This window comes from Micromonospora deserti, assembly GCF_003236335.1.
GTDB classification, from domain to species: Bacteria; Actinomycetota; Actinomycetes; order Mycobacteriales; family Micromonosporaceae; genus Micromonospora; species Micromonospora deserti.
Window position 1 is genome coordinate 29,514 of the sequence record NZ_POUB01000003.1, and the last position, 17,746, is coordinate 47,259.

A 17,746-nucleotide genomic window follows, 5' to 3' on the forward strand; every position below is an offset into this window, starting at 1 on the left:
AGGATCACGTGACGGTGGAGATCACGTCGCACGAGGAGTTGCGGGAGTTGCTGGGCACGCCCACCGCACGGGCCGTCGACAAGGAGCGCACCCGGCTGCACGTGCGGGACCGGCAGTGGCTCGCCGCGTCACCGTTCTGCCTGGTCGCCACCGCCGGCGCGGACGGCACCTGCGACGTGTCGCCGAAGGGCGACCCGCCCGGCTTCGCCCTGGTGCTCGACGACCAGACCATCGCCATCCCCGAGCGGCCGGGCAACCGGCGCGCCGACGGCTACCGCAACATCCTGGACAACCCGCACGTCGGGCTGATCTTCCTGATTCCCGGGCGCACCGACACCCTGCGGATCAACGGCCGCGCCCGGCTGGTCCGGGACGCCCCCTGGTTCGATGACATGGTCGTCCGGGGGCACCGGCCGGTGCTCGCCGTCGTCGTGGAGATCGAGCAGGTCTTCTACCACTGCGCCAAGGCGTTCCTCCGCTCCGAGCTGTGGCAGCCGGAGACCTGGCAGCCGGACGTCCTGCCGACCCGGGCCCGGCTGGTCAAGGAGGTGGAGGCGCCGGCCGAGAGCCTCGCCGACCTGGAACGCCACTACGGCCCGGACTACGCCAGGAACATCTACGTCTGACCGTCGCCCCGGCACGCATCTCCCGTCAGGCCGGTCCACTCTGGCGACCGACTACCTGCCCGGGCCGACGAGGTCGTAGCCGGCCTCCTCGACCGCGGCGCGCACCTCGGCGACGGCGAGGTCCCGGTCGCTGGTGATGATCACCGTACCCGCCTCGACGTCCACCGCCACGGCGGTGACGCCGGCGAGGCGTTCGATCTCGTCGGTGACGAAGCCGGCGCAGTGCCCGCAGGCCATGCCGCTCACGGCGTACGTCTTCGCGGTCATGCCCCCGCCTCTCGCCCGTCGGGGGCCGGCCGCCCGTTCTCGGCTGCGACGTCCACGCCGACGCCGTCGCGGGCGGCGGGGATGGTGCGGGTGAGCATCTTCGCTCGCCGCATCCGGCCGTCGGGCGTGAACTGCCCGAAGAAGTACACCTCGACGGCGAGGGCTCGCTTGCGGTCCCGCACGTGGAGGGTGTAATGCGCGGCAATCCGGTCCCCGTCCGCCAGCGCCTCGTGCACCTCCAGCCGGCCGCTGGGCCGGTTCTTGCGCACCGGCCGGGTGTGCGCGATCAGCTTGTCCCGGTCCATCCGGTGCCCGTCGGCGATCTGGACCACGTCCGGCGTGTGGTAGCGGTCGACGATCAGTGCGGGGTCCCCGTCGCTGCGCAACAGCTCGCCCATGTAGGAGGTGAAGAAATCGGCGATGAACTGCTTCGGATCGGAGGCGTTTAGAGATCTCATGGCGTTCCCGTCATGGGCGCGGATCAGGTAACTCTTACAGCCTGTAAGATATTCGTCGTCGACAACTTTGGCAAGATGTCAGAGATGACTCCATCCCAAGCCCCGAACCGGCGCGCCGACGCCCGCCGCAGCCAGGCGGCCATCCTCGACGCGGCGGTCCACCTCCTCAACACCCACCCCGACGCCAGCGTCGAAGCCATCGCCACCGCCGCCGGCGTCACCCGGCAGACCGTCTACGCCCACTTCCCCTCGCGGCAGCGCCTGCTGGCCGCCGCCCTCGACCGGGTCACCGAGGAGACCGTCACCGCGATGGACACCGCCGACCCCGCCACCGGTTCGGCCGCGGACGCACTACTGCGCCTGCTCGACGCCGGCACCCGCACCGCCGGGCGCTACCGGGTACTGCTCCAGCAGATCAACTCGATTCCGGTGAGCCCGCAGGCCGACCACGAACGCCACGTACCGGTCGCCGACCGCCTGCGGCGGGTGATCCGGCGCGGCCAGGATTCCGGCGAGTTCGACGACCAACTCCCCACCGACTGGCTCATCGCGGTCACCATCGCACTCGGTCACGCCGCGAGCGAGGAGGCCGACACCGGGCGCATGTCCGCCGACGAGGCGACCAGCGCGCTGCACACCAGCCTGCTCCGCGTGTTCGGCGCGACCGCCACCACGCCGCCTCCGCCCGCCGTCCGCGGGCCTCTTGCCGACTAGATGCGGGCCGTTCACCTGTCGGGAGGTACGGGGCGTCAGCGGCAGGGATGGTAGGCGGGCCAGACAAGCCGACCTGCCCCTCACCCGACGCGGCCCCACCTCACCCCTGGACGTGTCTGGGCCGACTCTCCAGCATCAGGTGCGACGCATCCGTCCAGCATGTGGCGGGACAGCGGGGGTTCCTGCGGAACACCACCTTCTGGTCCCGGATGTTCCGGCGGCGTCAGTCGGCCTGGTCGGGGTGATTCCACACGACCTGCGGCACGGCAGCGAGTTTGGTCATGGCGGGCGCCAACATCAACACGTGCAGCGGATGCTCGGACACGCCTCGGCGTCGATGACGTCGGACGTGCACGTCGGCCTACTCGGTCCTGACCCGAACGCGGTGACGCATCGGCTGGGTCAAGTGGTCGCCGCGTGCGATGTGTGGACCATTCGAGGATCGCTGGCGGCGCCGTGGTCGATCTCGGAAACGGCGAAGCCCAGGTCGCTGACCTGGGCTTCTTTACCGAGCCGCCTGACGGAATCGAACCGTCGACCTACGCATTACGAGATCAAGTTGCCCACCTCGGTCTACCTGCCCTAACCCCGCCTGGCCTGCGGAAATCCCTCTCGGCATCTCACAGTGTCGGTGGTCGCGGTCCGGCCTCTTGAGGACTAAATGAGGACTGACGCAGTGCGATGCCGCCATATGATCCGTAGATTCCCAAGAGCGGGCCACAACCGTTCGGCAAGGTTCGACTCCCCCTGGTCCTTGCGATTTCCGCAACTCGATCGGTCCGGTCTCGTCCGGCTCAGTTCGCCCCGGTGGCTCCCACCTGTGGCTCCCAAACCTGTCCCCTGGGGACCCTGGTCGCCGCCGGCCTGGCGCGGAACGCGGCCCGGAGGGAGCCTTCCGCGCCAGGCCCAGCGTGGGTCGTCAAGCGTCGGTTCAGAGAGCCTGCTCGGTGAAGAGGCGCTGCACGTCCGCCTCGTTCAGCACGCCCTGGTACACGCCGAGGTCATCGACCTGTCCGTACAACCATCCGTCGGGTCCTGCGGGTGTGGTCGACCGGCCGACCAGGAGGGCACCCGGCGCCTGTCGGGGCTGCCAGGCGGCGTTCAGTCCGACCGCCCCGGCCGCCGTCCCGTCCACGTAGAGCCGCGCCTGCCGGTGAGTGGCGTCGAGGACCGCCACGAGGTGGTGCCACTGGTCGACGGCAGTCGCCGGTGCGGTCGCGTAGGTAGTGGCGGGGTCGTCAGCCCCGTCGGCCACTGCGAACACCCACTGGCCACCGTTGTTCGGTTCGTAGGCGACGCGGAAGGCGCTACGGTCCACATCGTCCTGCGACAGGACCGTCTGCGCGCCCTGAGCCGGGTCCAGGCGCACCCAGGTCGAGACCGTGAACGACTGGTCGGTGCGGAGCACGGGTCCGTCCTGCCACACCGGGTTCTGCGGCTCGCCCAGGTTGGTCTGGGTGCGGGCGTACTCCCGGGTCGCCTCGCCGTAGTGCGGGTCAGACGGATCGTCGATCCAGTGGGTGCCGTCGAGCGCGAGGGCGCTGCTGCCCCGGTGGCCGTCGGACGCGATGAAAGCGCCCTGGGTGAGGGCGAGCTGGCGTCCGAAGGCGGTGGAGTCAGGTGCGGAGCAGAGGGTCGGGTCGAGGTTCTCCTCGTAGCACGGGGTCGCCGCCTCGAAGTTCCATCCCCCGACCTGCCATGGCTGCAGCAGACCCGGCTCGTTGAACCCTCCGGAGTCCGGGTCGGAGGCGAGCCAGCCGGTAAAGTCCTTGCCGACCAGCACTCGGTCGTACGCCCGGACGTTGGCCAGGTTGCCCTGCCACCAGGTGGTGTCGCCGCGGCCCAGCCGGACCTCGCCGGACGGGTCGTTGACTGCGGTCACGTTGCCCACCGTCGCCTCCGCCACTCCGTCCACCCAGAGGGTGAGCGTCCGTGCGGTGACATCGTGCACGACCGCCAGGTGCGTCCAGAGCCCGATCTGGGGTGCCGACGTCGACCGAGCGATGGACACCTTGCCGCCCTTGCCGGTCTTCGACGGCATCTGGACCTGCCACCGGTCGCTGGTCTTGTCATAGCCGACGGAGAGGGTGGCCTGGCCGGCGCTGGCCTTGCTGGCGAAGACCCGGCTGACGGACGTGTCGGTGAGCCGCACCCAGGCAGCGAGAGAGAAGGTCCCGGCGGTGTTCAGGGCCGAGGGTGACGCCGACAGGGACGACGAGGTGCCGTCGAAGGCCACCGTCTGGCCACCGACAAACCGGGCGTCGTCCTGCCAGGAGATGCCCGAGCCGGTCAGCGGGGTGTCGCCGCCAACCGCTGGCTGCCCGTCGGCGAGTCCCTGCGCCTGGGTTATCCCCGGATATGCCTCCAACCCCCACATCGCCGTCGCCGGGGACGGCCGGTCGAGGGTGGTGGCGCGGGGCTTTGCGTCCGCCGTGGTGGCTGCGGCAAGGGGTAGCAGCGCGGCGGTGAAGGCCACGGCCAGGCGCAGTGCGGCCTTGCGGGCAGGGCCGAAGAAGTAAATGTGGTTAGTCATTGCACCTTCCCCGTGAAGATTGTGGAGAGGAGCGGCTAGGAAGACGATCATCTAGCCGAGTCGCCGGGACAGTGTCACAAGACGGCCGGCGGACCGCTACCCCCTATCGGTGCTGTAGGCGCGACCCTAGCGGGTGGGCAGCGAAAGCGGGCTAGGCGGATCTCCTCGTCGGGCAGTCGTAGACCTTCCGGCCTCCCCAGACGGGGACAAGGTGGAGCGCCTCATCAGCCGAACGACCTTGGCCCCGTCCGGGGAGGCTGGTAGCCCTTGTGGTGCCCGGCGAGGTGATCCGCCCCGGCATCTCTGAGGAGGGCCGGGGTTCGGGGCGGAGCCCCGAGGTCTTCGGGTCTTGGTCGTCCCCAAGCGTGGCCGGCCGGCCCGGCCGGTGCCGGCCGGAGGTCGCCAGCAGGCCGGGGCCGGGCCGGCGCGGCCCGCTTGCGGGCCGCCTTGATCCCTGAAAGAGGCCAATTCGGCAGTGACTTCGGACTCCACTTCGGCACTCCGGCACTTCGGGGCACTCCCGGCAATCCAGAGTCGCACCAGCTGCAGCAGTGAGTGGTCTCGCTCATCGCGTGGAACGCGAGCACGGGCGAGACCACTCAGTGCTGTGGGTCTGAGGGTGTTTGGTGGTCGCTGTGGGACCTACGAGCGGTGGATCAGTTGTGGGGTGTGGTTCCGATCTTGTTCACGGTGCTGGTGCTGACTGCGGTGTAGGCGATGGTCGTGCCGGGCTTGATGGCGCCGGCGGTGCGGGTGATGACTTGGCGTTCGCCGATGAATTCGCCGGTAGCGGGGTCGATGAGGATGTCGTGTCGTTCGCCGTCGGTGTCCATGCCGAGTGCGGTGCCGGTGCGGCCGTCGAGGTTGACGGAGTGCTCCACGACCTTGAGGGAGGGCACGAGGGCGAGAGCGCGGTACAGAGCGGCGCGGAGGTCGGCGGGCAGCAGGCCGGTGCGTAGCGCGTCGGCGGCGTAGACGAGCAGTTCGACGTCGCCGCGGTCGTTGCCCTCGTCTGCACCGGGTGCGTCGGCACGCAGCCGCTCGAGCAGCTTGTGCGGATCGCGGGGCAGGCCAGCCATCCACTCCTCGGTCGGCATCTGCCACCCTGCGGGCATGCCGACGCAAGGTTCGCGGCCGTCGTCCTTGGCGTTGAAGTCGCCGCACGGGGCGACCTCGGCCGGGCCCTGCTGCGGCCCCTCAAGCGGCAGGCCGACGGCCTTGGCGTCCTGCTCGGTCCCGGCGATCCACGTGCGGTTTCCGGTGGTGCTGGTTCGCTTCATCCACTGCTGGGACCACACGGTGGGCACCCACAGTTCCTGAAGCCCCTCACTGAGGTACTCGATGTGCTTGCCGTCCGGGCCGGCGGTGCCCCTCCCACTCCAGCCGTGGGTGGCGATGTAGCGGTACTGGCCAGGCTGAATCGCTGGGTCGCCGGTGCCGGTCTTGGCCGCGGCCGCGGTGAGGACGGCGGCAGCGGCGCTGTCGATCGGCGCTCGGCCACCGAGGGGCAGTGACGGTGCCACGAGGGCACCGGTGGCGACCGCGGCTGCCGCGGCGGCCGCGACCAGCCACCGCCGGGTACGGCGGCGGGCCTGGGTACGGTGGGTCCGCGGTGGGTCGGTGATCGTGGGGGTGGACTGTTCGGTGACGGTCATCGGTTTCCTTTCGTGATGTGGTGCTCCTACGGCGGCCATCAGGTCGGCGCGTGCGGCGGCCAGTGCACGTCCGTCGGTGGGCACGTCAGAGCGAAACGCGGCCAGCGCGGCGTCCAGTTCGTTTTCTGGCCACATCCGGTACAGGTTGTCGTGTTCGGGCATTACTCAGTCCTCCTTCCGTGCCTGGGTAGGCTCGCTGTGACCGCCAGGTGCGGATAGCTGGGCTTGGAGTTGGCGGCGTACGCGGTGCAGCCGTGAGCGGACGGTGCCGACCGGGATGCCGAGTGCCTCGGCGATTTCGACGCTGTCCATCTCGGCCCAGGAGGCCAGCAGCAGCACGTCGCGGTCGCCGTCGAATAACGCGGCCAGCGCACCGGCGAGTCGGCGTGCGGTTACCGCAGCGTCGACCCGCTCGACCACGCGGCTCTGGTCCCCCGGGTCGTGGCGTTCGACGGTTCCCACGGCACGGGCGGCAGCGTGGAGTCCACGGACCTCCTGCCGCACGTGTCGGCGCAGCAGGTTCGTCGCGATCCCGTACAGCCAAGACCGCACCGTGGCGCGAGCCGGCTCGTACTGGTACCGCTCGCGCAGGGCGACGAGGAAAGTCTCCGAGACCAGGTCGTTGGCGGTCTCCTGACCCACCCGCCGTGCCAGGTACCGGTGCAACGGCCGGGCGTATGCGTCAAAGAGCACCCCGAACACCTTCGCCGGCTCCGGCCCGTCCAAGCGGGGCCGGTCGACGCCGGCCGGTGGCTCATCGGCGACGAACCCGCTGTCGTCAGTCATCGCGTACACACCTGTTGTTGCCCGATAGCCAGCCCGGCGTTCACCCAGCCAGCGTGACCCCCGCCACAGCACCCCGCCGCAGGGCCCGACCCGAGCTCTTTATTACGGGGTGTCGGCACCGCTGCTTGGGTAGCTGCCGCTTCGGCGGGCTAGCAACCTAACCGTCGGGGGTGCGGATCTCTTCGTAGAGGTCGTCTGCGGCGCTGGATCCTCGTTACGGCTCGCGGCGGAGTGTCGCGGCGAAGCGGCCGAGCGCTTCTTGATCCGAGAGATTTGGCGGTCTGCTGGTAGGTCGAGGATTGGCCGGATGGCTGCGGTGGCGGAGTCAAGGTCGCCGATTTGGAGGTAGGCGGTGCCTTGGTAGACGTGGGCTAGGTGTACTGCCCAGGGAGGTTGGTCAACCTGGTGATGGGGGGCCGGCCTCCTATGGCGGTGTGGGGCCGGTGGTGATTGTAGTGATGAAGCCAGGCGGGCAGGGCTGCTCGGCGGGCGTGTTCGGAGCTGTAGAAACGTCGTAGTGACCAACCGTCGGTCATGGTGCGGTGGAAGCGTTCGATCTTGCCGTTGGTTTGGGGTCGGTAGGGGTGGGTCTTCTTCGGCCGGATGCCGAGGTGGTGGCAGGCGTCGAGCCAGGCGTAGGACTTGCGTCGGCGCTGCGGGTGTCGCGGCTGGATCTGCTGCGGCGGGTGACGGTGGCTGTGGCGTTCGCGGAGGTTGGCGGGGAACTGGTGGAGGGCACGCCGAAGAACCACCAGCGCCGGTCGGCGCCGATCCCGCGCTTCCTCGTCGACGAGCTGGCCGCGCACGTCGCCGGAAAGCGCCGCGACGAGCTGGTGTTCACCGCACCCAACGGCGGACCACTGCGCAACACGAACTTCCGGACGCGGGTCTTCGGGCCGGCGGCGGCATCGGTCGGGCTGGCCGGGCTCACGCCGCACGACCTGCGGCACACGGCGGCGAGTCTGGCGGTGGCGGCCGGCGCGAACGTCAAGGCAGTGCAGCGGATGCTCGGGCACGCCTCCGCGTCGATGACCCTCGACGTGTACGCGGGCCTGTTCGGCGACGACCTGGACGCCGTCGCGAACCGGCTGGACGAGGCGGTCGCGGCGCGGGATGCGGACTATTTGCGGACTGGGACGGCCGCCGGCGGCGTCGTCGATCTTGGGAAACGGCGAAGCCCAGGTCGCTGACCTGGGCTTCTGTACCGAGCCGCCTGACGGAATCGAACCGTCGACCTACGCTTACCGAACGTCACGGCCCTGAGCTTGTCATTGACCGCCAGAACCCATCACTGACCTGCACAGACGCAATCGTCAGCTTGTCAACACTCGTCACTGATAGTCGACCCTTAGCAGGGGTTTTCGGGGGGTAAACGGGGGCACCGTTGACCCGTTGCCGGGACGTTCACGGCCCCACCAGGCACCCTTTCCAGGCACCAGTCGCCCTGCCAACGTCGCGCGCGCCTGGCAGGTCACTGATCCCAGAAGCTGGCTTCGCCATCACGTCGGCGGTCACGTCGGGTCTACTCGTCGTCGGCGTCTGGGTTATCCACCGCATTGATCTGCATTGGATCCGGTTTGACGGGAGCAGGGGTAGGCATCGGGCCTAGCCCAATCTGCTCGAGCGCATCGTGCAACGTTCCTCGAAGCTGGGTGGCGGCATCTCGCTTGGCCTGAAGGTAGGCGAGGTGCGCAGCAGCTCCCCCAGCCGAGCCCGCGTTTTCATACCCGCCCCAAACCTCCGCTTAGTGGTAGTTCCCGCCGGTGTTGTCGATGCGAGCTACCCAGAAGACCTTGCCACGCTTCCGCACGGTCCAATACGTACCGTCAGCGGTGTAGTTCCTGTAAGCCATGGATCTACGCTAGACATGGCATCGGAGCCTGCGGATACCACAAAGGCTCCGAAAGCTTGACGGACGGGCGCTATCGGTGTTCCTACCGATCCGATATGCCTCACAACCTGTCCCGGCGCCTTGGCATGGACGGTCCCGGTGGCGGGCCCCGCAAGATCGCTACCGTCCCGGGCTCCTCCAGGCCACGAGGGGCGACACCGGTACCACAGTGTCGCCGCACGGAGATCCAGACCCGGCAGCTTAGAGTCACGGTCGAGGCCCGGAACCGTCGCTGCCGCCGTGAGGAGATAGAGATGACTAAATTTATCTGGGTGAGCGTTGCGCAACCGCTATACGTTGCCCGCACCGGCATGGAGCGCAGTCTCCTCGGCGGCGGCCCCAACAAGACTGAGGAGGAGTGGCAAGACACGCTGGAAAGCGCGCAGAGCGGGTTGGACCACTTCTGCCGACCCGAGCGCGTCTACGGCCTCGGCACGAGCGACGACGCCGGCGAGGACGCCCGTCCGGCGTACCTGACCGCGTCCGGGATCTACCACGACACTGGGCGCAAGGACAGCGAGGTCTACGTGACAGGCGACGATCCGGCCACGGCGGAGGCCGACGCCCGGAAGTGGGTCTCGAACTGGCTGGAGCGGGCGAAGACAAGGGTGAGCGACCTGGACGCCGACTGAACTTGCGGATGGGATTGGCGTCGTCGCCGACGCGAGGAACGAACGGCAACCTGCTGACCGTGGAAGCCAGCTTACCGTTGTACGAGCGTCTGTACGACGCCCCGGCATGATGCCGGGGCGTCGTTCGCGCCTACTCGAACATCGAGTCGCTCCCCGATTGTGTGGCTGCCCCGGTGAACACTGTTCCCCGTCAACACCTCTCACCCGGCGAGCCACTGGATGAGGATGACGCGGCGTCGTACCGGTGTCCTAGAGTGCCGCCATGGCCGACCGCACCTACGGCGACATCCCCGGTTTCCCTGCAGGCACAACGTTCGTCAACCGGAACTCGACGTCGGACGGGCTGGGCAACAGCCGCAGCCCGTGCGGTGCGGGAAGCGGCGGCGGGAACGGCGCACGGCGGTCGAAGCTGTAGACCAGCAGCGCGACGCCGTTGACGACCAGGCAGCTGTCCAGGATGCGCCGTGGCTCCTCACCTGGTGTCGGCGGGCTCGTGCGGTCGTAGGTCACGTGGGCCTGAAGCTGCTGGCACAGGTCGAGGTCCCGGCAGGACGCGAGCCACACCCAGCAAGCGGCCGGCGGCTTGTTCTCCTCGCCGAGGCATCGCCGCATACCCTGAGGCATCCAGGCGTGCTCCAAGTTTTGGTCACCGAGCCCGGCCAGCTCCCAGGTCCACGAGGTCTTCACCGCCCAACGGGCGAGCACCGTAGCCTTCTACAACCGACAGAGTCCCGCGTCTCGTTACGCCGACGGGCGGCGAACAGATCCTTGAGGAAGGGCTTGGCCGACGTCTCCAGGCGGCTCATCCACCCGTTGTTGCACGCCGTGCACACGGTGCGGGTTACCTGGTGCAGCAGCGAGTTGCGCGACACCTTCATCGTCTGGCCGACGCTGGCGTACGCACGCCCGTCGTCCATGGTGTCGAAGCCGGACCCGTAGGTGGTCCGCTCCATCGGCAGCGGGCCAACGACGTCGCGCATCCACTGGGCGAGCACATGTTCGCGTGACGCCCAGCCCGGCTCACCGCAGAACGCGCCCCGAAAGCCCACCCTTGGTGTGACCATCCCGCCCCCTACTGCCACCAGCGCGCGACGGGCAGCGGTGGAACGCGCTCCGCGTTGGCCCACCGGGATGGACGGTATACGCGATGAACAGTCTGACCGGGTGATCCGATGCCGGTAAGCGGGCCTTCCATGACGGTGGCAGCAGCGGGCAGCGGCGGCACGGTCAGCGCGAGCGTCGCGCGGCGCGAGCCGCGCTCGAACGCCCACCGGCTGGCGTTGGCGATGATCTCCCGGTTCACCTCGGCGGTCTCGGCATGGTCTAGCTCGAGCGGCGGCTCGACCTGCGTACCCTGGCGGAACAGGGCCAGCAGCGCGTTGGGGGCCAGCGGATACAGAATGACGGCGGCAGACTCCACACCCGCGCGTTCGGCGCGATCGTGATCCGGGCCGCCCAGCACGACGACGGGTTCATCGCATGTCACCAGCACGTTCGGGGTCCGCACGACGTACCACTCGCGGAACAGGATGTGGCGGCACAGCTCGCTAGCCGTGGTCGCCGCGTTGCCGAGGATCATCGCGGTCTGCGGCTGCGCGACGATCTTTCCGGCCTGGACCTGGCCGATAAACTCCCTGATCTCGGCGAAGTCGGCCTCGGCGAGGTCGCGTCCGAGCCGTGTGGCGAGCTGCTGGTCGGTCAGGTCCTTCGTGTCCATGCGAAAGAAGTCGGCGGCGGCCTGCCGCTGCTGGCGGCGAAACGCCTCGCCTCGGGTGAGCTGGAACGCCAAGAACCAGGCGAAGCCCATCATGAGCTCGGGGTCGATCTGGCTCGGGTGCTTCACCAGCAGCTCATCGATCGCGCGCTTGCCGTATCCTTCGGCGCTACCGAGCATCGTCTCGAAGATCAGCGGCGGGATCTCCGCCGGGTCGAGGTCGTCGGACTCGATGCGGTAGTAGTCGGTCTCCCGCGCCGCGTTGGCGGGCGTCGCGTGGTAGCTGTATCTGTCGTCGGCCCGGGTCACCCGGACGGTGCCGCCGTCAGCCCACCGTTCCAGGTACGAGCGCGGCACTAGGTGATGCTTGCGCTGCCGGGACGGCCCGGCCTCCGACGCGGCGGCCTGGGCGATCAGCGTCTGCATGCCGGGCGGGAGAGCCGAGTGGCTCGGGTGAGCATGAGGCACCCGGCAAACGTTACTGCCGCGCGGGCGCGGCAGCGATCGAATTCCGTGCCGGTGCGGCTCACAGTTATGCGCGATGTCCACGCGGCCGTACCGCGTCACCGGGCTGGTCAGCGAATACCGGGCCCGGCGGTTCCAGATGGAGGAGTCTACTGAGGTTTAGGTCGGAGGCCCCGGGGCCACGCATCGAGGGCTTCTTCGGGCTGGTGTCGTTGCATCCATTTGCGGGCGGCCGCATGGCTGAACCCGCGCTGTTGAAGGAGGTCGAGGGTGGCTGCCCGGACCTCCTGACTTTGGTCCTTGCTGTCAAGATAGTCCCTCATCCTGGTCACGATGTCGTCGTAGTCGACCTGGTAATGGCCGTTGACTTTCTGCGCGAACAGAGGCAGGAGCTTGTAGTAACGCCGCTCGCTGATGCCGAGCTGTGTCCACGGATAGCGTTGCGGCGATTCCCGCTTGTGGTGCTCCATGACGACGATCCTGGCCTTGCGGCGGACATATCGACGAGTGAGTTCTGCACCTTGCGCCGGGTCGAATCCAGGCTGGATCAGCTGCTCCAGCAGCATCGCCGCAGCTGAGCCCGCGTCCGGTGCATCCGTTTTGCGATGAATCAGCCCGACCTGCTTCGGATAGGCCAGCGCGACCACGTTCCTCAATGCCGGCTCGTCACCGCGCAGGTACCCATGCCAGTATGCCTTCAACACCACCTGGCAGGCGAGCTCGTACGGAGTCGATTTGTCGTCGACCGTGATGGTCGGGATACCGGAGCCGTGGATCGCCGACGCTAACCGGCGCCAAGGTCGGTCCTTGGGCAGCTGCGCGCCTTCTGGCCATATGCGCGCGGTGAAGGCCCAGTCTGCGGGCTGCTTGGTCATCGGGGCCACGATCAGTGTGGGCTCGGCGGCGGCAAGAGGAATCCAGCTGTCGTCGGCCGATCTCTCGAACAGCGGTTCGACGAGCCTTCCGTCGTTCTGTGTCTCGTGGGTTATCCACATCAGACGACGGGTGACCTGAATCCACCAGCCGCCGATTGCTTCACCAATGACCGGCACGTTGAATCTGGTGTTGGAGTCCATGACGCGACGGAAGAGATCCTTCCGCTCCTCATAGCCGACGAAGGTTCCTAACCATTCGATGACGTAGTCTCGCGTCAGGGCGCCCTGGCGCGCTGCGTGGGCGACCAGTTGACCGGCGAACCCGAGGCCGTCAGCCACGGACATGGCAGTAGGGCTGGGGTACGCCAACGCTCGAACCTGAAGTACCGCGGCGAACTCCGGCCGCACTGGATCGGGTACTTGCCACACAGTGTCCGTGGTTTCCATAGATCCCAGATGCATGTTGGGGACCTCGATGAATGGCAGCCCGTTGGTCTCAAACACGGCGGTGGATCGCTGCACGGGGTCGAAGGTGCGCCCCGACAAGGTCTCGATCTCCTGCGCGGACTTTCGCAAGATCCTTCGCAGCTCCTCTGGGTCCGCGTCTCCGCCAACCTGACGGGCGAGATCATCCACGAGGCTCTCGGACCAATGTCCCACCGGGGCAGTATACGAGGGCGTGAAGCACGTTTCCGTTCCCATCACCGCCTGGTCGGCCGGTTGGCGATCCTTAGCGCCCGGTGCGTCGGCCCGTATGCCCACACTGCTGCCAGGTAGGAAGCCATGACAGTCCTGCTGTGGATTGTCGTGCTCGCACCGACCATGCTGTTCCTTGTCTTCGGCGTAATGTACGTCTTTCTGGATTCGCCCAGAGACAAGAAAGCGCTGGCAATCCTGAAGCTGCTACCCAAGGCTCCAACCCAGGTCCTCAGCCTGATCGTGGATATGATCCGGTCGAGACTCGAGAACTGAGCAGTGCCAGTTGTCCAAAATCCAGCACCCCGCCAGGTCATGCCTTGTCCATTTGCCAGACCAGTGATGACACCCGGCCCGTCGTCCGACGCGAGCCGTTCCCATGCTTGACGGCTCCCGCCGGGGGCATGTCACAGGCGGTGGACCTGCGGCTGGGACGGTACGCAGCCGGCTGTTCCGGTGTTACGGAGGACGAACCTGCCCGTGCTCTGACGCTCCAGCCGCCAGCATGCTGCCGCCCCGTGTCGGCCCTGAGCTGCTGCCGGCGGTGGCTGGGTCCGCGCTCCGGCGCGCAGGTGTGCGGATCCACAGCCTCAGTGGCGTGGTGTCGTCTGGGACGTTCACGACGGGAAACCAGTCCCTGGTGTCGGCGATCGTACCGTCGCCGACGAGGTCGGAGTCAAAAACCTGATCGGACGCTATGACGATAACGGCGACGTCGTCGTCCCCCACCAGCGCGTCCCGGACGGTCATCGACTCGTTGTGCGCGTGCAGTGTTAGCAAAACGGCGCCGGTGCACTCCGTGCCGTCGTACTCGACTTGGCCGGCATGTGTTACGAGCCGCAGCTGTGGGTACGGCCGCCGCCGGTAATGGTTGGCGCGCCGCTCGGAGGCGAGCAAGTCGTCAAACGCTGCCATCAGCCGGGCGAGGACCCCCGGATACGACCGACCGTCACCCTGCAGGACGAGCAGGCTGCCGTCGGTGCTGTCCCGACGGTTGACTACAAGCGTGTCGGATGCCGAGTCGGTGAGGGCAGCATCGACAAGTTGCCGGATGCGCTGGGTCGCCGGGAACGGCAACAGTGGCGCGTTCACCCATTCCACTACGACCAGCAAAGCGTCGAGCATGCTAGGGCCTGGCTGCGCGCTGCCCACAACTGGGATGTCCGGTCGCAGCCAGCCACAGCTGGTAAAAGCGGCGCACTTCGTCGCCCGGATCCGGACCCGCCGGTACCTTATTGGCAAGCTGCTCGACTAGGACGTCCAGCAGTCCCCAGTCGGGCACCCGGGCACTGATGAACGCCTCGTGGATGCGGCTGCGGCTTGCGACACCGGCGCCGATCCAGCGGACCATGGTGGTCAGCGAGGGACGGCCGGCGCGGGCGTGCAGGTCGTGCAAGGCGTCGTTGAGCGCCCGCGCCTCATCCGGCAGCGAGCCGGGACGCTTGAGCCCAGCCACCCTTCCTCCTTCGCACGCTGAATCTCGGCCTACGCGCATTGCATACCGTCCGATTTCGGTCTCTGTCATCCTGTCTCGTCCGGCGTCGTCTGGATTCGTCCGCGCCACTCGAACCTGCCGCAGGGTTGGTAGCGCTGGACCGACCGAATCGATGGGGGTTGTCGTGGAGACGCTGAATCCGGCCGCGCGTCTGGTGCTCGAAGGGTCCTTCCCCTGTGGATCGGCGCGCGACGGGTTGGCGGACAATCGCTCCGTGACGTTGCCCGAGCCAGTCGGCGCTACCCACCAGGCCGCCCTCAACGCGATCTGGGACTTGCTGCTGCGCGGCGGACGCTGGCCGACTTTCCAAGAACTTGATCAACATCTTTACCGGGTCTATGACCTCGACGCGGCCCGTCTGCTACCGGAGTTGCCACCAGGTCTGCTTCACGGCGTCGATCCCGGCAGCATCATGCCGATCGCCCAAACTACGACGATCGGGCTGACGGCCGCAGGTGCTGGCGCGACCGGACGCGCGGAGCGCGAACTCGATCTGTTTCTCACCGTCGTACACCACGCGGTCGCGTTGGAACGCGACTACGATTCGCCAGCTGATCAGCCGTACCTGCAGCCAGGTTTGGTCTCGGCCGATGTCGCGGCGCTTTTGGAGCTGACCTTGCCCGAAGACGCCGCGTTGCTGAAGCGGCTCGGGGCAATCTTGTACACAGAACGGTGGGGTTGGACCAGCTTCGGTGGCCTGGGCACCGACGTGTGGGAGGTGCGAGTAGGACGGGAGGTTCGCCGGTTCCGGCACGCTCCTGACATTGCCACCTACTGGAAACTTCGCCCAAAGCATTGGGTGCCGGACAAACCCGCGCCGGCAGCAAAGCGCTCCGTGGTACCGAGCACTCCGACGATGGCGTTCCTTGAGCCGGTGGCAGAGTATGGGTCGGCGCCTGAGCAGCAGGGTACGGCTGCACACGCCGCCCGCGACAGCGCACTGAATCACTACGGGGGAGACATGGACCGCGTTGATGTGCTGGTGATTGCGGCGTTGCCGGAGGAGTTCGATGCAGCCAAGGCGGCTGGTCTGGCGAGCGCTCCGGCGGGTCCAGGAGTGCTTCGGTGGGAGAACCGCGACCTGGACGGTGTCCCGCCGTTTTTGTGGGGCGAGTACCACGTCGATGGGAAGCCTCGGTTTACGGTGGCGTTGGCCCGGCCGACGCAGATGGGCGGTCGCGCTACAGGCCCATTCGCTGCGTCGCTGGCCGATCGGCTGCGCCCGGCATCCCTGGCCATGTGTGGCGTATGCGCCGGTAACGCCACAGACACGGCGCTGGGTGACGTCGTGGTCGGTGAGCCCGTATACGAGTGGGACGAAGGCAAGCAGTCGGCCTCCGGGTTCGAGGGTGATCACCGGCAATTCCGGCTGCTGCCCCGCTGGCTACGCGCCGCACAGGACTTCGACCCCACCCGTTTGGCCAGCTACGGCGACGCCAGCGAGGGCGAGGCCTCGCTCTGGTTTCTCGAACAGCTACACCGGGGGCAGCAACCACGCAGCCACCCTGCACGCGACGCCTACTTCCCGAGAGGCACGTGGCAGCGGCGCTTGGCGCAGCTTGAGGAGCAAGGTCTGATCCGGCGCGAGCCGACCGGCGAGGCCGTTCTGACCAGCGACGGGTCCGACCTCGTGCAGCGACGGCTCTACGACGACGCCGACGGGCCACAGCGGCTTCCGTTTCGCGTGCTCGCCGCTCCCATGGCCAGCGGCAGCGCCGTCGTAGCCGATCCCGACGTCTGGGGCCGGTTGAAGGCGATGGGCATGCGGAAGATCACCGCTGTCGAGATGGAATCCGCTACTATCGCGACCGTCGCCCATGATCGGGAACTTGCCTGGCTTGTCGCCAAGGGCGTAATGGACCATGCCGACACCAGGAAGGACGACCGGTACAAGAAGTTCGCCGCCCGCGCCTCCGCGCAGGTCATGTTCGCCTTGTTGGAACGCCTCCTGACAAAGACAGAAGCGGTCACGCAACGCATCACCGAGATGGTCGGAACAGCCGAGATCTCGAATGCGTATCGCCGCGGAGGCGCAGACGAGTCCCGCGCGCGGGTCACAGAGCCGGCCCGGGTGGATGTCGTGCCGTTGCTCGACGAGCTGGCCGCCGACGACCCTGTGCCGGACAACTCCGCGCGCACGAACGGCCGCCTCTACCTCGTTGCTCACCCGGTGGACGCTGCGGCTGACGCTCTCGCTGGCGTCAGCACGATGTCCGCGAGCGGAGACCTGGACGCCCTGATCCGTCAGGCGGTCGCCGCGCGTGGAGGACAGCCCTTTGCGCCTGACCTTGACAGCGGTATGTGGCGACGCCGTAGCAGCGGGATGGCCAAGGAGAACGGCATTCGCGATGACGGATCGGTCCGGGAGGACTCTCTGCTAGTTCTTAAAGTGCGGGAGAACGGGACTGTTGGTGTGCTCTGCGGTCGTGCAACCGCAATGGCGAGATCCCAATGGCGCCCTCTTGGCTCCGCCGCCGAACCCGCCGAACACCGGGTGATCTTTCCCAGTCTGGTCCTCGGACTCGTGCACGGCGCGCTGTGTGTGGCCGGCGACCTCGCGAACCGCTACGCCGGGTACGACGGCCGTTGGGTGATCGGCCTACGCCTCACCGGCGTCAAGACGGCGATTGCCTATGAGTACGTGCAAAACGGCGACGCGGACATGGTGCAACCCTACGACGCAGACACCTACCAGAGGACCGCGACAGCAAGTACCGCAGACCTGATCAGGACACCCGACGTCCTCACCGAGCAACTCGTCGGAGCACTGCTGCGCGGCCTCAGCGTCGACAAGCGTTACCTGCCGTACGCGAAATCCGCAAGTGACAAGTAACTGCAGTGAGCGCTCAGCAAGGCGGTCAGCGGGGAGGAGGCCTCCCGTCAAGGCCGCCGGTTACTCCATGGGAACGACGAGATTTGAACCGACGAAAACCTCTTGT

18 protein-coding genes and 1 pseudogene are annotated in these 17,746 nt (G+C 67.7%); 7 read left to right on the forward strand and 12 right to left on the reverse strand.

Annotation, left to right across the window (positions count from 1 at the left end):
* Positions 1–8: 8 nt before the first annotated feature.
* On the forward strand, positions 9–626 hold the full coding sequence (locus C1I99_RS00695; protein ID WP_111132201.1) for a pyridoxamine 5'-phosphate oxidase family protein: 618 nt from the start codon (positions 9–11) through the stop codon (positions 624–626).
* 51 nt (positions 627–677) lie between these two features.
* On the opposite strand, the gene C1I99_RS00700 is transcribed toward C1I99_RS00695, so the two are convergent.
* Together C1I99_RS00700 and C1I99_RS00705 are read right to left on the reverse strand one after the other, a co-directional pair.
* Positions 678–893 (reverse strand): heavy-metal-associated domain-containing protein, encoded by a 216-nt coding sequence (locus C1I99_RS00700; protein WP_111132202.1) that lies wholly within the window; start codon positions 891–893, stop codon positions 678–680.
* Positions 890–1,351, reverse strand: coding sequence for a nuclear transport factor 2 family protein (locus tag C1I99_RS00705; RefSeq protein ID WP_111132203.1), 462 nt, complete (start codon positions 1,349–1,351; stop codon positions 890–892). The genes C1I99_RS00700 and C1I99_RS00705 overlap by 4 nt, the downstream gene beginning before the upstream one ends.
* Positions 1,352–1,435: 84 nt before the next feature.
* Here C1I99_RS00705 and C1I99_RS00710 point away from each other — a divergent pair, with 84 nt between their 5' ends.
* Together C1I99_RS00710 and C1I99_RS32175 are read left to right on the forward strand one after the other, a co-directional pair.
* Positions 1,436–2,065, forward strand: a complete 630-nt coding sequence (locus C1I99_RS00710) for a TetR/AcrR family transcriptional regulator (protein ID WP_111132204.1) — start codon at positions 1,436–1,438, stop codon at positions 2,063–2,065.
* Between the two features lie 304 nt (positions 2,066–2,369).
* Positions 2,370–2,651, forward strand: coding sequence for a hypothetical protein (locus C1I99_RS32175; RefSeq protein WP_146603848.1), 282 nt, complete (start codon positions 2,370–2,372; stop codon positions 2,649–2,651).
* A 345-nt stretch (positions 2,652–2,996) separates the two neighbouring features.
* On the opposite strand, the gene C1I99_RS00715 is transcribed toward C1I99_RS32175, so the two are convergent.
* The 4 genes and pseudogenes from C1I99_RS00715 to C1I99_RS00730 form a co-directional block, all read right to left on the reverse strand.
* Entirely contained in the window at positions 2,997–4,598 is a 1,602-nt protein-coding gene (locus tag C1I99_RS00715; protein WP_158553880.1) for a LamG domain-containing protein, read from the reverse strand.
* 656 nt (positions 4,599–5,254) lie between these two features.
* Complete coding sequence (locus C1I99_RS00720) at positions 5,255–6,415, reverse strand: CU044_5270 family protein (protein WP_111132206.1); 1,161 nt, start codon at positions 6,413–6,415, stop codon at positions 5,255–5,257.
* 3 nt (positions 6,416–6,418) lie between these two features.
* A complete protein-coding gene (locus C1I99_RS00725) occupies positions 6,419–7,039 on the reverse strand; it encodes an RNA polymerase sigma factor (RefSeq protein WP_111132240.1) in 621 nt (206 codons plus the stop codon).
* 371 nt (positions 7,040–7,410) lie between these two features.
* Positions 7,411–7,683 (reverse strand): annotated as a pseudogene (locus C1I99_RS00730) (integrase core domain-containing protein); the annotation flags it as partial.
* A gap of 84 nt (positions 7,684–7,767) precedes the next feature.
* Here C1I99_RS00730 and C1I99_RS00735 point away from each other — a divergent pair.
* Together C1I99_RS00735 and C1I99_RS00740 are read left to right on the forward strand one after the other, a co-directional pair.
* The gene (locus tag C1I99_RS00735; protein WP_438941374.1) at positions 7,768–8,229 is read left to right on the forward strand and encodes a tyrosine-type recombinase/integrase; all 462 of its coding nucleotides are present in this window, start codon (positions 7,768–7,770) and stop codon (positions 8,227–8,229) included.
* Between the two features lie 955 nt (positions 8,230–9,184).
* Positions 9,185–9,562, forward strand: a complete 378-nt coding sequence (locus C1I99_RS00740) for a hypothetical protein (RefSeq protein WP_111132208.1) — start codon at positions 9,185–9,187, stop codon at positions 9,560–9,562.
* 276 nt (positions 9,563–9,838) lie between these two features.
* Here the strand turns inward: C1I99_RS00740 and C1I99_RS00745 are convergent, their stop codons facing one another.
* The 4 genes from C1I99_RS00745 to C1I99_RS00760 form a co-directional block, all read right to left on the reverse strand.
* A complete protein-coding gene (locus tag C1I99_RS00745) occupies positions 9,839–10,267 on the reverse strand; it encodes a hypothetical protein (protein WP_111132209.1) in 429 nt (142 codons plus the stop codon).
* Positions 10,246–10,626 (reverse strand): hypothetical protein, encoded by a 381-nt coding sequence (locus tag C1I99_RS00750; RefSeq protein ID WP_146603850.1) that lies wholly within the window; start codon positions 10,624–10,626, stop codon positions 10,246–10,248. The genes C1I99_RS00745 and C1I99_RS00750 overlap by 22 nt, the downstream gene beginning before the upstream one ends.
* 8 nt (positions 10,627–10,634) lie before the next feature.
* Positions 10,635–11,702, reverse strand: a complete 1,068-nt coding sequence (locus C1I99_RS00755) for a DUF4238 domain-containing protein (RefSeq protein ID WP_111132211.1) — start codon at positions 11,700–11,702, stop codon at positions 10,635–10,637.
* A gap of 188 nt (positions 11,703–11,890) precedes the next feature.
* Positions 11,891–13,276: a hypothetical protein gene (locus C1I99_RS00760; RefSeq protein ID WP_146603851.1), complete on the reverse strand. Its 1,386-nt coding sequence runs from the start codon at positions 13,274–13,276 to the stop codon at positions 11,891–11,893.
* A gap of 123 nt (positions 13,277–13,399) precedes the next feature.
* Here C1I99_RS00760 and C1I99_RS00765 point away from each other — a divergent pair, with 123 nt between their 5' ends.
* The gene (locus tag C1I99_RS00765) at positions 13,400–13,588 is read left to right on the forward strand and encodes a hypothetical protein (protein WP_111132213.1); all 189 of its coding nucleotides are present in this window, start codon (positions 13,400–13,402) and stop codon (positions 13,586–13,588) included.
* Between the two features lie 183 nt (positions 13,589–13,771).
* Here C1I99_RS00765 and C1I99_RS00770 read toward each other — a convergent pair whose 3' ends face one another.
* Both C1I99_RS00770 and C1I99_RS32510 read right to left on the reverse strand, forming a co-directional pair.
* The gene (locus tag C1I99_RS00770) at positions 13,772–14,437 is read right to left on the reverse strand and encodes a hypothetical protein (RefSeq protein ID WP_111132214.1); all 666 of its coding nucleotides are present in this window, start codon (positions 14,435–14,437) and stop codon (positions 13,772–13,774) included.
* 1 nt (position 14,438) lies between these two features.
* Positions 14,439–14,768 (reverse strand): hypothetical protein, encoded by a 330-nt coding sequence (locus tag C1I99_RS32510; protein ID WP_158553881.1) that lies wholly within the window; start codon positions 14,766–14,768, stop codon positions 14,439–14,441.
* A gap of 163 nt (positions 14,769–14,931) precedes the next feature.
* On the opposite strand from C1I99_RS32510, the gene C1I99_RS00775 reads away from it, so the two are divergent.
* On the forward strand, positions 14,932–17,640 hold the full coding sequence (locus C1I99_RS00775; RefSeq protein WP_158553883.1) for a phosphorylase family protein: 2,709 nt from the start codon (positions 14,932–14,934) through the stop codon (positions 17,638–17,640).
* Positions 17,641–17,746: the final 106 nt, after the last annotated feature.